Below are 13,986 nucleotides of genomic sequence, written 5' to 3' on the forward strand. Positions count from 1 at the left end.
TGTGAATGTTCATCCGGTCCCTCCCTGGATACTGAAGCATCGCAACCTCAGCATCCCCGGTCCGGACCGGATGGACAACCTAATGAAAGCTCACACCTAGAGCGGTTCATCGTTTGATTGAAATGATCCGACCTTTCCGAAGGCACTGAGTCCTCATCCTGAGGAGCCCGGCGAAGCCGGGCGTCTCGAAGGATGGAACAACGCATTGCCTGCGTCACATGGTTCGAGACGGCGCTACGCGCCTCCTCACCATGAGGTTGCGCGCGTGGCAGGAGGTGCGGATCAGCTCTGATTCGATGAAAAACAGAACTGCTCTAATCTGTTTCAGCTGTTCTTTCTGGTTCAGGGATCGGTGGTGCAGCGGATCTTTCCGCAGGCCCTGCTGATCGCCGCCCTGTCGGTGGCCGTAGTGTGGGCGCATCACGCCTATCCGGGCCTCGTCTCCGACTTCAACAGCGCGCCGTTCACGGTGCTCGGCATCGCGCTGTCGATCTTCATGGGTTTCCGCAACAACGCCTGTTACGACCGCTGGTGGGAAGCTCGCCGGCATTGGGGCGAACTGATCTGCCTGAGCCGCAATCTGGCGCGGCAGACGCAGATCCTGCCCTGCTCCGGCGAAGATCCAGAGCGCAGCCGGCGCAAGCTGCTGAGGTTGGCGATGGCATTCGCCCAGGCACTGGTGCTGCATCTTCGCCCCGGAAGCGACACCACCAAGGTGACGCGCCACCTCACCGCCGGAACCCGCGCGCGCTACGAGGCCAGCCGCAACGCGCCCGAAGTGATCCTCTCGGCGATGCAGACCGAACTGGCGGCGCTTCATCGCAGCGGCGAGCTGCGCGACATCCCGTTCCAGATCATCGATCGCACCGTCGGCCAGATGGCGATGGTGCAGGCCGCGTGCGAACGCATCCGTTCGACGCCGGTGCCGTTCGGCTATTCTCTGCTGTTGCACCGAACCGCTTATGTGTTCTGCTTCCTGCTGCCGTTCGGCTTCGCCAACACCCTCGGCTGGCTGACGCCGTTCGCCACGGCGCTGGCGGCCTACACCTTCTTCGGCCTCGACGCGCTCGGCTCCGAGCTGGAAGAACCGTTCGGCCAGTTGCCCAACGATCTGCCGATCGCTGCGCTGGCCGACACGATTGAAATCAATCTGCGCGAAGCGCTCGGCGAAACCGATCTGCCGCCGTTGCCGAAGCCGATCGACCACATCCTGGTGTGAGCCGTCGCAAGCCAGAGCGGTTCATCGTTTGATTGAAACGATCCGACCTTTCCGAAGGCACTGAGTCCTCATCCAGAGGAGCCCGGCGAAGCCGGGCGTCTCGAAGGATGGGGCAACGCATTCCCTGCGTCACATGGTTCGAGACGGCGCTACGCGCCTCCTCACCATGAGGTTGTGCGTGTGTCACGCGGTGCAGATCAGCTCTGATTCTATAAAAAGCAGAACTGCTCTAAGCGCCTTCAGCGCAGCACGATCGTCCCTGAGCGCCCGACCATCTTGGCGAGCTGCTTGAACCGGCTGCCGACGCGGTCGGCGACCAGATCGACCAGGCTGTGCTCGAACACCAGCATCAGCTTGCGGCCCTCGGTGCGGAAATGCGTCGCCGGGAGCACGCCCGGCCGCGCCGCGCTGATCAGATGCGCCACCCGGAACGCCGCGCCGAGCAGCCGGGCACGTTCGTCGAGCGCTTCGGTCACCAATTCGCGCGCCGACATCGGCGGCTCGTTCTGTTCACTGAAGCCGGCGTAGCGGTAGTACACCGACAGCCCCATGAAGGCGCGGTCGCGATGGGTGACGTCGCCGAAATTGGCGTTGGCGATCAGCGACAATGTCTGCTCGCCGCGATGATCGGGATGCACCCGCCAGCCGACGTCCGACATCAGGCAGGCCGCACGGCGCAGCCGGCGATCCTCGTCGGTCTCGCGCACCTTGACCACCCGGAACAGCCGATCGGTCCATTCGATCAGCTCTTCGGCGTGACGCGCCGACCGCGACAGCAGCAGGTTCAGGTTCTGCGCGGCGCACAGCAGCCCGTCCTTGGCGCGCTCGGCCGGCGGAAGTTGTTCGTACAGCAGTCCCTCGCGCACGCCGTAGGTCGAGAACACGATCGTCTTCGGCTTGGCGATGCGGATGACGTATTCGAGCACGAGCGCCGCATAAGCCAGCAGCGGCCGCCGTGCATCGGCGACGACCTCGATGTCGGCGAGCTGATTGGCGGCCGCCAGGACGCGCAGCCGCTGCGCGAACCGCAACGCCTCCGCCGCAGAGATCGAGTAACCGTGCATCACCTTGAGCGAATGGCCGCTCTGGATGATGTGGATGCGCGCGAGCGCTCGCCAGGTTCCGCCGACTGCGTAGAACGTGCGGCCGCGGGCGGTCTTCAGCGGCCCCGCCTCGGACAGTAATTGCTGAGCGATCCGCTCGGCGCGTTTCAGCGATCTCTGCGAAGCGTCCTGCAGAGCCAGACTGCCCAGCGGCAGCGTCACGCCCTTCCGCACCGCATTGCCGCGGACGTCGATCAGTTCGAGCGAGCCGCCGCCGAGATCACCGACGACGCCGTTCGGCTTGTGCACGCCGGAGATCACTCCGAGCGCCGACAGCTTGGCTTCGCGCGGTCCCGACAGGATTTCGATGGTGACGCCGCAGATCCGCTCCGCCTCGGCGATGAAATCAGGGCCGTTCTTGGCGTCGCGGCACGCGGCGGTGGCGATCGCGAACACCTTGCCGACCTTCATCACCCGGATCAGCGCGCGAAACCGCTTGAGGGCCACCAGCGCCTTTGCGACGGCGTCTTCGGTCAGGAGCCCGGTGGTCTGGACCTCGCGTCCGAGCCCGCACAGCGCCTTCTCGTTGAACACCGTGACCAGGCTGCGCGCCAGCGCCTCGTACACCACGAGGCGCACGGAATTCGAACCGATGTCGATGACGGCGACGCTGGGTTCGCGCCTGCGCGGCTGCTTGCTCAACGTCGAGGTCCCTTAGGAAGACTGCTGGGACTGCTGGCGCTCGGCGCGCCGGGTGAGCCGGCGGGGCGAGGATTGCTGGAGCGACTTGCCACGGCCGGACAGACTCGGATTGGTCATGAAGTAGTTGTGGACGTTGAAGGGCTCCTCGCCCTTGGCGGCTTTCATACGCGTCGACGATCCGTCCGGCAACAACCGCCAGCTCTGCTCGGTATCCTTCAGGTTGGCGACCATGATCTGTTCCAGCACCTGCTGATGCACGGTCGGGTTCAGCATCGGGCACAGCACTTCGACCCGGCGGTCGAGATTGCGCGGCATCATGTCGGCCGAGGAGATGTACACCGCCGCCTTGGCGCTGGGCAGGCCGTAGCCGTTGCCGAAGCAGTAGATGCGGCCGTGCTCGAGGAACCGGCCGATGATCGATTTCACCCGGATGTTATCGGACAGGCCGGGCACCCCCGGCCGCAGGCAGCAGATGCCGCGTACCACGAGTTCGACCGTCACCCCGGCGCGCGAGGCCTCGTACAGCGCATCGATGATGTCCGGATCGACCAGCGCATTCATCTTCAGCCAGATCGCCGCCGGCTTGCCGTGCTTGGCGAACGTGGTCTCGCCGCGAATGTGCTCCAGCATGGTCTTGCGCAGCGTGATCGGCGACACCGCCATCTTTTCGATGTCGCTCGGCTCGGCGTAGCCGGTGATGTAATTGAACACCCGCGCGGCGTCGCGGCCGAGGATCGGATCCGAGGTGAAGTACGACAGGTCGGTATAAATACGTGCCGTCACCGGATGGTAGTTGCCAGTGCCGGTGTGGATGTAGGTGGTCAGGCTGCCGCCCTCGCGGCGGACCACCAGCGACAGCTTGGCGTGGGTCTTGAGCTGCAGGAAGCCGTACACCACCTGCACGCCGGCGCGCTCGAGGTCGCGGGCCCAGCGGATATTGGCCTCCTCGTCGAACCGCGCTTTCAGTTCGACCAGCGCGGTGACCGACTTGCCGGCCTCGGCGGCTTCGGCCAGCGCCCGCACGATCGGCGAGTTGTTCGAGGTGCGGTACAGCGTCTGCTTGATCGCGACCACGTCGGGATCGCGCGCCGCCTGCTGCAGGAACTGGACGACGACGTCGAACGATTCATAGGGGTGATGGACGATCAGGTCCTTCTGCCGGATCGCCGCGAAGATGTCGCCACCATGGTCGCGGACCCGCTCCGGATGCCGCGGCACGTAGGGCACGAATTCGAGGTCGGGACGATCGACCCGGGTGAGCTGGGACAGCTCGTTCATCGCCAGCACGCCGTCGACCAGGAACACTTCGTCGTCGGCAGCGCCGAGCGCGCGCTGCACGAACACCCGCAGCTCTTCGGGCATCGCGGAATCAACTTCCAGCCGGATCACCGAACCGCGGCGGCGCCGCTTCAGCGCGGTCTCGAACAGCCGGACCAGATCCTCGGCCTCTTCCTCGATTTCCAGTTCGCTGTCGCGGATGATCCGGAACGAGCCCTGCCCCTTGACGTGGTAGCCCGGGAACAGCCGCCCGATGAACAGCGAGGTCGCCTGCTCCAGCGTCATCACCCGGACGGTCTGGTCGCGCCCATTCCCGGGCAGACGGATGAAACGGTCGATCCGCGCCGGCATCCGGATCAACGCATTCATCGGCCGGCCGTCGGTGACGCGAGCGAGCTGCAGGCCGATGGTGAAGCCCAAACTCGGAATGAACGGAAACGGATGCGCCGGGTCGATCGCCAGCGGGGTCAGCAGCGGGAAGATGTTATGGAGGAAATGATCCTCGATCCAGGCGCGCTCGGCCTTGGTGGCGTCCTTGCCGTCCAATAGCACGATACCATCGTCCGCCAGCACCCCGCGCAGGTCGCGCCAGATCGCCTGCTGGTCGCTGGCGAGCTTCGAAACGGCCTCGTTGATCAGCGCAAGCTGCTCCGACGGCGTCAAACCATCCGGGCTGCGCTCGGTAATACCCTCGCGGATCTGCGCCTTGATGCCCGCGACGCGGACCATGAAAAATTCGTCGAGATTGTTCGCCGAGATCGACAGAAACCGCACCCGCTCCAGCACCGGATGGTGCGCATTGACCGATTCTTCGAGCACCCGACGGTTGAAGTGCAGCCACGACAGCTCGCGATTGATGAATCGCTCGGGGCCCGCGGCGATCATCGACGCCGGTTCGGCCTCGCCCTTTTTTTCTTCAATAGCAATCACTTGCTCGGAGTCCATGAGGAATCGATCCAGTCCGGGATGGGCGCGCTGCGGCCGCAGCGCGGCAAGACAATGCGGACGCTACACGACGTTTCCATGACATTGAGAAGCGAGCCGCCGCGGCCGTCAAGCCGCCCGCCGCGGCCGCGGTCAGTCGGCGCGCAGCACTTCTGATGCGAGTGCCCTGGTCACGGGGCGCCCCAGCCGCAGCGCCATGGTGTCGAGCTTCTCCACCGCCTGGCGGGCGGCGACGAACGAACGGTCGATCCGGTTGGCCAGATAGCCGACCAGCCCGGCGTCGATGCACATCTGCCGGTCGGCGCAGAACTTGACGATCAGCGCCCGAAACAGCGCGTCGTCCGGCGGCAGCAGCGACACCACGGGCACGGCCCGCAGCCGCGAGCGCAGGTCGCGCAATTCGACCGCAAACGCCGAGGGTGCCAGCCGTCCGGTGAACAGCACATAGGCATCGTCTTCCCGGGCCAGATTGATCAGGTGAAACAGCGCCCGCTCGTCGAAGCTGCCCGGCACCAGATCCTCGACCACCAGCGCCCCGGTCGCCAGCGCCCCGGGCACGGCGGACGCGCTCAACGCCTGCGCCGCCGTCGACCGCGCCCCCGCGAGCTCGGCCCAGATCGCCGCCAGATGGCTCTTGCCGCTGCCCTCCGGCCCCACCAGCATCATGATGCGGTTGGGCCAGTCCGGCCAGCTCTCGATCAGCGACAGCGCAGCGGTATTGGCCGAGCCTTCGAGGAAATCCTCGCGCGACAGGCTTTCGGCATGCGGCAGGTCGAGGGCCAATTGTCGGGGTTCAACGCGAACTGCCACGGGGCGCTCCATGCCGGCCCGAAAACGCGGCCGGCCGACGCGGTCAACGGCCGGGCTCGATCGTGCTCATGTGCCGCATCCACTCGACGAGATAGAAGGAGACCGAAAGCAAGGTCAAGACGGTCACCGCCCCCATCAGCAACAGGTCGTAAGGCGCCGGCTCGAAGCCGAACGCGAGCGCGCCGAGCACCAGCGCCGCAAACGACACCTGCGCCACCGTGTTCAATTTCGACACCATCAGCGGCTTCATCGGGATCGGCCGGCCGAACACCCAGGAGATCAGCACCGCGCCGACGATCATGATGTCGCGCGACACAACCAGGATGACCAGCCAGCGCGGGATCGCGCCCCAGATCCCGAGCGAAACGTAGATCGAGACCAGCAGCGCCTTGTCGGCGAGCGGATCGAGCAGCGCACCGAGTTCGCTCGCCATGTTGAACCGCTTGGCCAGAAAACCGTCGACCGCATCGCTGACACCGGCCACCACGAACACCGCGAAGGCGATCGCCATTTCGTTCGACGCAATCGCCCAGACCACGACCGGCACCAGCAGGATGCGGCAGAGCGTAATGATGTTCGGAATGCTCACGCGACGTTCCCGAGTTCCGGCCCAAATCCGCCGCATAATCTCGACTTTCGTCGGTGGCGCGGGCTGGTTTTCTACATAGACCATGCTGGGTCCCCTTGCGAGCCATTGCACGCTGGCGGAATCCGACGTAACCACCCCAAAACATCGGCCGGGCGCGGACAAGCGGGACTTAGGTCTAGCGTCGACGCCCCCGGTGGATCGAGGGCGGCTTCGCCAAGGCGACGTCGCTTGGGGTGCCGCACAGCATTGATTGGAAAACCGGGCATGACCGAGCGGAAGCACGGCCTCACCTACGCCGACTCCGGCGTCGACATCGACGCCGGCAACCGGCTCGTCGATCTGCTCAAGCCGATGGTGCGCGCCACCGCGCGCGCCGGCGCCGATTCCGAGATCGGCGGCTTCGGTGGTTTGTTCGATCTGAAGGCGGCTGGGTTCAAGGATCCGGTGCTGGTGGCGGCGACCGACGGCGTCGGCACCAAGATCAAGGTCGCGATCGACGCCGGCCTGCATGCGGGGATCGGCATCGACCTGGTGGCGATGTCGGTCAACGATCTCGTCGTGCAGGGCGCCGAGCCGCTGTTCTTTCTCGATTACTTCGCCTGCGGCAAGCTCGATCCGGACGCGGCCGCCGAAATCGTCGCCGGCGTGGCGGAAGCCTGCCGCGAGTCCGGGTGCGCATTGATCGGCGGCGAGACCGCCGAAATGCCCGGCCTGTACAAGGACGGCGACTACGACCTCGCCGGCTTCGCGGTCGGCGCCGCCGAGCGCGGCACGTTGCTGCCGTCGAAGGACATCGCCGAGGGCGATGCTGTGATCGGGCTGGCGTCGTCCGGCGTGCATTCCAACGGCTTCTCGCTGGTCCGCAAGATCGTCGAGAAGTCCGGCCTGCCCTATGACGCCCAGGCGCCGTTCTCGCCGGTGATGACGCTCGGCGGTGCGCTGCTGGCCCCGACCAAGCTCTATGTGAAGTCGTGCCTGCAGGCGATCCGCGACACCGGCGCGGTCAAGGGCCTCGCCCACATCACCGGCGGCGGCTTCACCGAGAACATCCCGCGCGTGCTGCCGAAGCATCTCGGCGTCGGCATCGACCTGCCGCGGATTCCGGTACTACCAGTGTTCAAATGGCTCGCCGAGCAAGGCGGGATCGCCGAACTCGAGCTGCTGCGCACTTTCAACTGCGGCATCGGCATGGTGGTCATCGTCAAGGCCGATGCGGTCGATCAGGTCACCGAGAGCCTGACCACGAGCGGCGAAAGCGTGCACCTGCTCGGCCAGGTGATCGCCGCCAAGGGCGACCAGCGCGTCGTCTATGACGGCCACCTCGACCTCACCCGGTGAGCCGATGAAACGGCGCGTTGCAATCCTGATTTCCGGGCGCGGCTCGAACATGGCCGCACTGATCGAAGCCGCCGCCGAGGACGGATTCCCGGCCGAGATCGCGGTGGTGATCTCCAACGTCGCGACCGCCGGGGGGCTGGCGATCGCCGAGCGCAGCGGCATCGCCACCGCGGTGATCGAAAGCAGGCCGTTCGGCAAGGACCGCGCCGGCTTCGAAGCCAAGCTGCAGGGCGAACTCGATGCGCACGGGGTCGAACTGATCTGCCTCGGCGGTTTCATGCGGCTGTTCACGGCCGAATTCGCACAACGCTGGTACGGCCGGATGCTGAACATCCATCCGTCGCTGCTACCGTCGTTTCCCGGGCTCGATCCGCACGGTCAGGCGCTACGCGCCGGCGTCAAGATTTCAGGCGCCACCGTGCATTTCGTGACGCCGGACACCGATGCAGGACCGATCGTGGTGCAGGGCGCGGTTCCTGTCGCGGACGACGACACGCCCGAAACCTTGGCTGCGCGTGTACTCGCCGTCGAGCACCGGATCTATCCCGAAGCGCTACGGATGCTGGCGGCCGGCCTGCTGCGGTTCGACGGCGATCTGTGCAGGTCGGTCACCTCGGCTGCGCCCGAGCGTTCACTCATCGTCCCCGCGGCGGAGTGACAGGCTGCACAGAGTTCCCCCGGCTTGCCGACCGGGGGTCGTAGGAAAAGCCCTGCGAACTCAGGAGATCTTCAGGTTCTCCGCCGACGTCCGGCCGCGGTTCTCGACCAGATCGTACTCGATCGCCTGGTTCTCATTGAGTGTGCTCAGCCCCGCACGCTCGACCGCAGAAATATGCACGAAGACGTCCTTGTCGCCGGTGGTCGGACGAATGAAGCCGTACCCCTTTGTGGGGTTGAACCACTTGACGGTGCCCTTTTGCATCGCCTGTCTCCCGATCTAGATACAAAAAAGACGCGGCACGCTGCCCGCGTGCCACGCCACAAACGGCGAACCCAATGCGTTATCGTTTTCCCAGTCGCGAAACATGAAGCCGAAGGGCCAGATCCGATTGCGCATCAATTGCAACACGATTTTTGTGGTATAGCAAGTCTTGCGCGATCTTCCCGACAGCTCGCCGCGTAGTACGTAGCTGCGCCGATCAGTCCGGCGTCGCACTCTCCGCCTCGCAGCGGACTTGCTAGTTACGGCCCGGCGTTCCGGAACCCGCTGCTGCTCGACGAGTCATCTGCTCACAATCTGCGCACCGACGGTCCTATGCTGCAGCGCCGAACCGCGCCACAAGTGCGGCGCGGATGCGACAATTTAGGACAAATTGAACCGTGGCCACCTCGACCAAGCTTCGCTAAGCTGCCGCCTGAATCGGCGGCGCCGGTTCCAATGCAGAAACCAATCACCAAGGAGCCGATCCGATTTTGGCGAACGATCTGCAAACAACCTCATCTCCGGTCCGCAATCGGGTGCTGTCTCAACTCGCGCCGGACGATTTCGAGGCGTTGAAACCGTTGTTGCGACCGATCGAGTTCCGCGGCCGCGCCGTGTTGCAGGAAGCCAATCGGCGCGTGGAGTACGTTCACTTCATCGAAGACGGTCTGGTGTCGCATCTGTCGGGCTCCCGCACCGATTTCGTCGAAACCGCCATGGTCGGCTATTTCGGCTATGTCGGCGTTCCGCTGGTGCTCGGTACCGACGTGTCGTCGCAGCGGTCGGTGGTGTGCATGCCCGGCACGGCTCTCCGGATCGACGCCGATGATCTGGCGCGGGTGCTCGCCGATCGGCCGAGAATTCGCGAAGAGATGCTGCGCTATGTGCCGGCCCTGATCGCGCAAAACACCCAGAGCGTGCTGTGCGCCGCCCGTCACGAGATCAATCAGCGCCTGGCGCGCTGGCTGCTGCTGGCGAATGACCGGATCCAGAGCGACGTTCTGTACGTCACGCACGAACTGCTGGCCGCCAGCATGGGCGTCCGCCGTGCCAGCATCACCAACGCGCTGCTGCAGCTCGAAGCCGACGGCGTCGTGGAAAAGCGACGCGGCGCGGTGCGTATCGTCGATCGGCCGGCTCTGGAGAACCGCACCTGCGATTGCTACCATATCGTGCGCGACGCCTATGATCGCACCCGCGTGCCGGAATGCGACGGTCATCACCACGATCCAGGCCACGGCATGATCGCCGGCACCGCCTGACGACCGCCCGCCGTCCAGAGTCCTCACGAAACCGGGCCGCGCCGCGGCCCGCGTGACTTGCGCAGGACGGGCCTTGACGCCTCACGCAACCCCCTGCCCTGCGGATCGGCGCTTGCGCCACAGCGATCCTGCAACCAGCACCACCGCGGCGCCGGCCAGCGCGAACAGATCTTCTCCGACCCTGACGCTCGTCGCCAGATCGGTGTACAGACCGATCAGGCCGAACAGAGCGTCGAGCTGGGCGCCGAGCGGCGCATCGAGCTGGTGAACGAATGGAAGCGTAGCCGGATCGGTCGCGATCACCTGCCCGGCGATCCAGCCGAGCAGCGCTGCGCCGGCCCATACCAGGATCGGCAACTTCTCCAGGACCATCAGGATCAGCGCGGCTCCCGCCACGATCAGTGGTACGCTCATCGCAAGTCCCAGGATCAGCAGCGGGACGTCGCCATCCGCGGCCGCGGCCACTGCGATGACGTTGTCGAGGCTCATGATGACGTCGGCGACGACGACGATCTGCACCGCGCGCAGGAGATGCGATGCGGCTTGGACGCTGTCTTCGTCTTCGGTCTCGGGCACCACCAGCTTCGCGGCGATCACCAGCAGCGCCAGTCCTCCGGCCAGCTTGAGATACGGCCATTCCATCAGGGTGGCGACGATGCCGGTGAAGACGATGCGCAGCAGAACGGCGGCGCCGGCGCCGAGCACCATGCCCCACAGCCGGTGCTGCGGCTTCAACCCGCGGCAAGCGAGCGCAATCACCAGCGCGTTGTCGCCCGACAACAGCACGTTGATCCAGATGATCTTTGCGACGGAGATCCAGAATTCGGGCTGCTGAACGTCGGCCTTGAACTGCGCGACGACCGACCAGAAGGTCGCGGGATCGAAGACGTGCAGCACCCAGTCCACTGTCTTTTCCCGATTTCGCCGAGGCCTCCCGACCGCCGAGTTCGGCGACCGGGAAGCTTCGACGCCGTAATGCTTATCCGACGATTTCGTTGCCGGAGAAGAACTGCGCGATCTCGATCTTGGCGGTTTCCGCAGCGTCCGAGCCGTGCACCGAGTTCTCGCCGATCGACTTGGCGTGCAGCTTACGGATCGTGCCGTCAGCCGCCTTCGACGGATCGGTGGCGCCCATCACGTCGCGATACTTGGCGATCGCGCCCTCGCCTTCGAGCACCTGAACCACCACCGGGCCGGAGGTCATGAAGTCGACCAGTTCGCCGAAGAACGGGCGCTCCTTGTGCACCGCATAGAAGGTCTCCGCCTGCTCGCGGGTCATGCGGATGCGCTTCTGGGCCACGATCCGCAGACCGGCCTGTTCGATCAGCGCGTTGATCGCGCCGGTGATGTTGCGCTCGGTCGCATCGGGCTTGAGAATCGAGAAAGTCCGTTCGATCGCCATGGAAGGTCCTTGACAGCTTAGGGTGGGAGAAGTTGCCGGGCTTATATCGACGCCGTCGCGCTCGGGCAAGCTGCGGCTCCAGATTCATCGGCCGCCCCTGCTCCGGCCGGTTGCCTTTGCGGCCCGACCCGGCCAAAACGCGCCATGCTCACGCTCACCGACATTTCGATCCGGCTCGCCGGACGGCTGTTGATCGACCAGAGTTCGGTCCAGATCGCCCCCGGCGCGCGCGTCGGCTTCATCGGCCGTAACGGCGCCGGCAAATCGACCCTGTTTCGCGCCATCCGCGGCGAACTCGCCACCGAGACCGGCCGCATCACCCTGCCCCCGCGCTGGCGGATCGGCAGCCTCGCCCAGGAGGCACCGAACGGGCCCGAGACGCTGCTGGAGGTGGTGCTGGCTGCAGACGTCGAACGCGCCGCGCTGCTGCAAGAGGCGGAGACCGCACAAGATCCGCACCGCATCGCCGATATCCAGACCCGTCTGGTGGATATCGATGCGCACTCGGCGCCGGCGCGTGCCAGCGCCATCCTCGGCGGCCTCGGCTTCTCGGCCGCCGACCAGGCCCGCTCCTGCTCGGAGTTCTCCGGCGGGTGGCGGATGCGGGTCGCGCTGGCGGCGACGCTGTTCGCCGCGCCCGACCTGCTGCTGCTCGACGAGCCGACCAACTACCTCGACCTCGAAGGGACGCTGTGGCTCGAGGATCATCTCGCCAACTATCCGCGGACCGTGATCGTGATCAGCCATGATCGCGACCTGCTCGACACCTCGGTCAACGAGATCCTGCATCTCGACCGCGGCCGGCTGGTGCATTTCCGCGGCACCTACTCGGCTTACGCCGAATTCCGCGCCAACAAGCTGGCGCTGGACGCCAAGAACGCCAAGCGCGATGAAGCGCGGCGCGCGCATCTGCAGGACTTCATCAACCGCTTCAAGGCGAAGGCGACCAAGGCGCGGCAGGCGCAATCGCGCGTCAAAATGCTGGAGAAGATGAAGCCGACCGCGCCGCTGGTCGCCGACGATACTCCCGAGATCAATTTCCCGGCTCCCGAGAGGACGTTGTCGCCGCCGATCATCGCAGCCGACAACGTGGCGGTCGGTTACGATCCGAAGCATCCGGTGCTCCGGCACGTCACCTTGCGTATCGATCCCGACGATCGGATTGCGCTGCTCGGCGCCAACGGCAACGGCAAATCGACGCTGGTCAAGCTGCTGGCGAACCGGCTGGCGCCGTTCTCGGGATCGGTGACCCGGGCGGACAAGCTGTCGATCGCTTACTTCGCACAGCATCAGCTCGACGAGCTGAACGAGGACGGCTCGACCTACGATCACGTCCGCAGGCTGATGCCGGATGCGCCGGAAAGCAAAATCAGAGCGCGCGCCGGCGCCATGGGCTTCTCCGGCAAGGCGGCCGACACCCTGGTCAAGAGCCTGTCCGGCGGCGAGAAGGCGCGACTGCTGCTCGGCCTCGCCACCTTCTTCGGCCCGAACATGATCATCCTCGACGAGCCGACCAACCACCTCGACATCGACAGCCGTGCTGCGCTGGCGGAAGCGATCAACGACTATCCCGGCGCGGTGATCATGGTGTCGCACGACCGCTACCTGATCGACGCCTGTGCCGACCGGTTGTGGGTGGTGGCCGATCACAAGGTGAAGCCGTTCGACGGCGACCTCGACGAGTATCGTCGAGCGGTGCTGTCGTCTCGCGGCGGCCGAAGTACGTCGGCGGAGCCGAAGGAACGCAAGGCCGATGATGGCGCCGCCAGGGCGTCGGCACCGCGCGCCAGGAAGACGATTTCGCTGAAGCAACAGATTGCAGATGCCGAAGCGGAGATCGATCGCATCACCGCGATCATCGAGAAAATCGATGCGGCGCTGGCGATTCCGGACCTCTTTACCCGCGATCCGAAACAGGCCGCTCAGCTCAGCACGGCCCGCGCCAACGCGCAGACTGCCCTGCAGGCGGCTGAAGAGAAGTGGCTGGAAGCGAGCGCGGCGCAGGACGCCGCGCAGAGTTGAACGCCGCTACAGCAGTTCTATTCTTATCTTAGAGCACTTCTGTTTTTCATCGAATCAGAGCTGATCCGCACCTCCCGCCACACGCACGGCCTCATGGTGAGGAGGCGCGTAGCGCCGTCTCGAACCATGTGACGCAGGCAATGCGTTGTTCCATCCTTCGAGACGCCCGGCTTCGCCGGGCTCCTCAGGATGAGGACGCAGTGCCTTCGGAAAGGTCGGATCGTTTCAATCAAACGATGAACCGCTCTAATAGAATCGCCAATGCGCTTCGGAGTGCTCACCACAGGCACAACCTCATGGTGAGGAGGCGCAAAGCGCCGTCTCGAACCATGTAACGCAGGCAACGCGTTGCCCCATCCTTCGAGACGCCCGGCTTCGCCGGGCTCCTCAGGATGAGGACTCAGCGCCTTCGGAAAGGTCGGGTCGTTTCAATCGAACGATGAACCGCTCTAGG

12 protein-coding genes are annotated in these 13,986 nt (G+C 65.3%); 5 read left to right on the forward strand and 7 right to left on the reverse strand.

All coding sequences use genetic code 11. The features are described 5' to 3' along the window. Nucleotides 1-355 precede the first annotated feature (355 nt). Complete coding sequence (locus tag DWA33_RS12715; protein WP_244601288.1) at nucleotides 356-1,219, forward strand: bestrophin family protein; 864 nt, start codon at nucleotides 356-358, stop codon at nucleotides 1,217-1,219. A gap of 239 nt (nucleotides 1,220-1,458) precedes the next feature. Here the strand turns inward: DWA33_RS12715 and ppx are convergent, their stop codons facing one another. From ppx to DWA33_RS12740, 4 genes are all read right to left on the reverse strand, one after another. Then, nucleotides 1,459-2,964 carry an exopolyphosphatase gene (ppx, locus tag DWA33_RS12725; RefSeq protein ID WP_114358466.1) on the reverse strand — a complete coding sequence of 502 codons (1,506 nt, stop codon included), beginning with the start codon at nucleotides 2,962-2,964 and terminating at the stop codon, nucleotides 1,459-1,461. 12 nt (nucleotides 2,965-2,976) lie between these two features. After that, on the reverse strand, nucleotides 2,977-5,187 hold the full coding sequence (locus DWA33_RS12730; RefSeq protein ID WP_114358467.1) for an RNA degradosome polyphosphate kinase: 2,211 nt from the start codon (nucleotides 5,185-5,187) through the stop codon (nucleotides 2,977-2,979). 132 nt (nucleotides 5,188-5,319) lie between these two features. Next, nucleotides 5,320-5,997, reverse strand: coding sequence for a P-loop NTPase family protein (locus DWA33_RS12735; RefSeq protein WP_114358605.1), 678 nt, complete (start codon nucleotides 5,995-5,997; stop codon nucleotides 5,320-5,322). A gap of 43 nt (nucleotides 5,998-6,040) precedes the next feature. Continuing rightward, the gene (locus tag DWA33_RS12740; protein WP_114358468.1) at nucleotides 6,041-6,586 is read right to left on the reverse strand and encodes a CDP-alcohol phosphatidyltransferase family protein; all 546 of its coding nucleotides are present in this window, start codon (nucleotides 6,584-6,586) and stop codon (nucleotides 6,041-6,043) included. Nucleotides 6,587-6,850: 264 nt separating this feature from the next. Between DWA33_RS12740 and purM the strand changes: the two genes are divergently transcribed. Next, on the forward strand, nucleotides 6,851-7,924 hold the full coding sequence (purM, locus tag DWA33_RS12745) for a phosphoribosylformylglycinamidine cyclo-ligase (protein ID WP_114358469.1): 1,074 nt from the start codon (nucleotides 6,851-6,853) through the stop codon (nucleotides 7,922-7,924). Between the two features lie 4 nt (nucleotides 7,925-7,928). Then, a complete protein-coding gene (gene purN / locus DWA33_RS12750) occupies nucleotides 7,929-8,582 on the forward strand; it encodes a phosphoribosylglycinamide formyltransferase (RefSeq protein WP_114358606.1) in 654 nt (217 codons plus the stop codon). Between the two features lie 60 nt (nucleotides 8,583-8,642). On the opposite strand, the gene DWA33_RS12755 is transcribed toward purN, so the two are convergent. Beyond that, nucleotides 8,643-8,846 carry a cold-shock protein gene (locus DWA33_RS12755; protein WP_013502093.1) on the reverse strand — a complete coding sequence of 68 codons (204 nt, stop codon included), beginning with the start codon at nucleotides 8,844-8,846 and terminating at the stop codon, nucleotides 8,643-8,645. A gap of 536 nt (nucleotides 8,847-9,382) precedes the next feature. Between DWA33_RS12755 and DWA33_RS12760 the strand changes: the two genes are divergently transcribed. Next, nucleotides 9,383-10,108: a Crp/Fnr family transcriptional regulator gene (locus tag DWA33_RS12760; protein ID WP_244601289.1), complete on the forward strand. Its 726-nt coding sequence runs from the start codon at nucleotides 9,383-9,385 to the stop codon at nucleotides 10,106-10,108. A gap of 81 nt (nucleotides 10,109-10,189) precedes the next feature. Here the strand turns inward: DWA33_RS12760 and DWA33_RS12765 are convergent, their stop codons facing one another. Next, on the reverse strand, nucleotides 10,190-11,014 hold the full coding sequence (locus DWA33_RS12765) for a YjbE family putative metal transport protein (protein WP_114358471.1): 825 nt from the start codon (nucleotides 11,012-11,014) through the stop codon (nucleotides 10,190-10,192). A 73-nt stretch (nucleotides 11,015-11,087) separates the two neighbouring features. Further along, the gene (ndk, locus tag DWA33_RS12770) at nucleotides 11,088-11,510 is read right to left on the reverse strand and encodes a nucleoside-diphosphate kinase (protein ID WP_114358472.1); all 423 of its coding nucleotides are present in this window, start codon (nucleotides 11,508-11,510) and stop codon (nucleotides 11,088-11,090) included. Nucleotides 11,511-11,654: 144 nt separating this feature from the next. Between ndk and DWA33_RS12775 the strand changes: the two genes are divergently transcribed. Further along, the gene (locus tag DWA33_RS12775; RefSeq protein WP_114358473.1) at nucleotides 11,655-13,532 is read left to right on the forward strand and encodes an ABC-F family ATP-binding cassette domain-containing protein; all 1,878 of its coding nucleotides are present in this window, start codon (nucleotides 11,655-11,657) and stop codon (nucleotides 13,530-13,532) included. Nucleotides 13,533-13,986 lie beyond the last annotated feature (454 nt).

Source organism: Rhodopseudomonas pentothenatexigens (assembly GCF_900218015.1).
In the GTDB taxonomy this organism is placed as follows: domain Bacteria; phylum Pseudomonadota; class Alphaproteobacteria; order Rhizobiales; family Xanthobacteraceae; genus Rhodopseudomonas; species Rhodopseudomonas pentothenatexigens.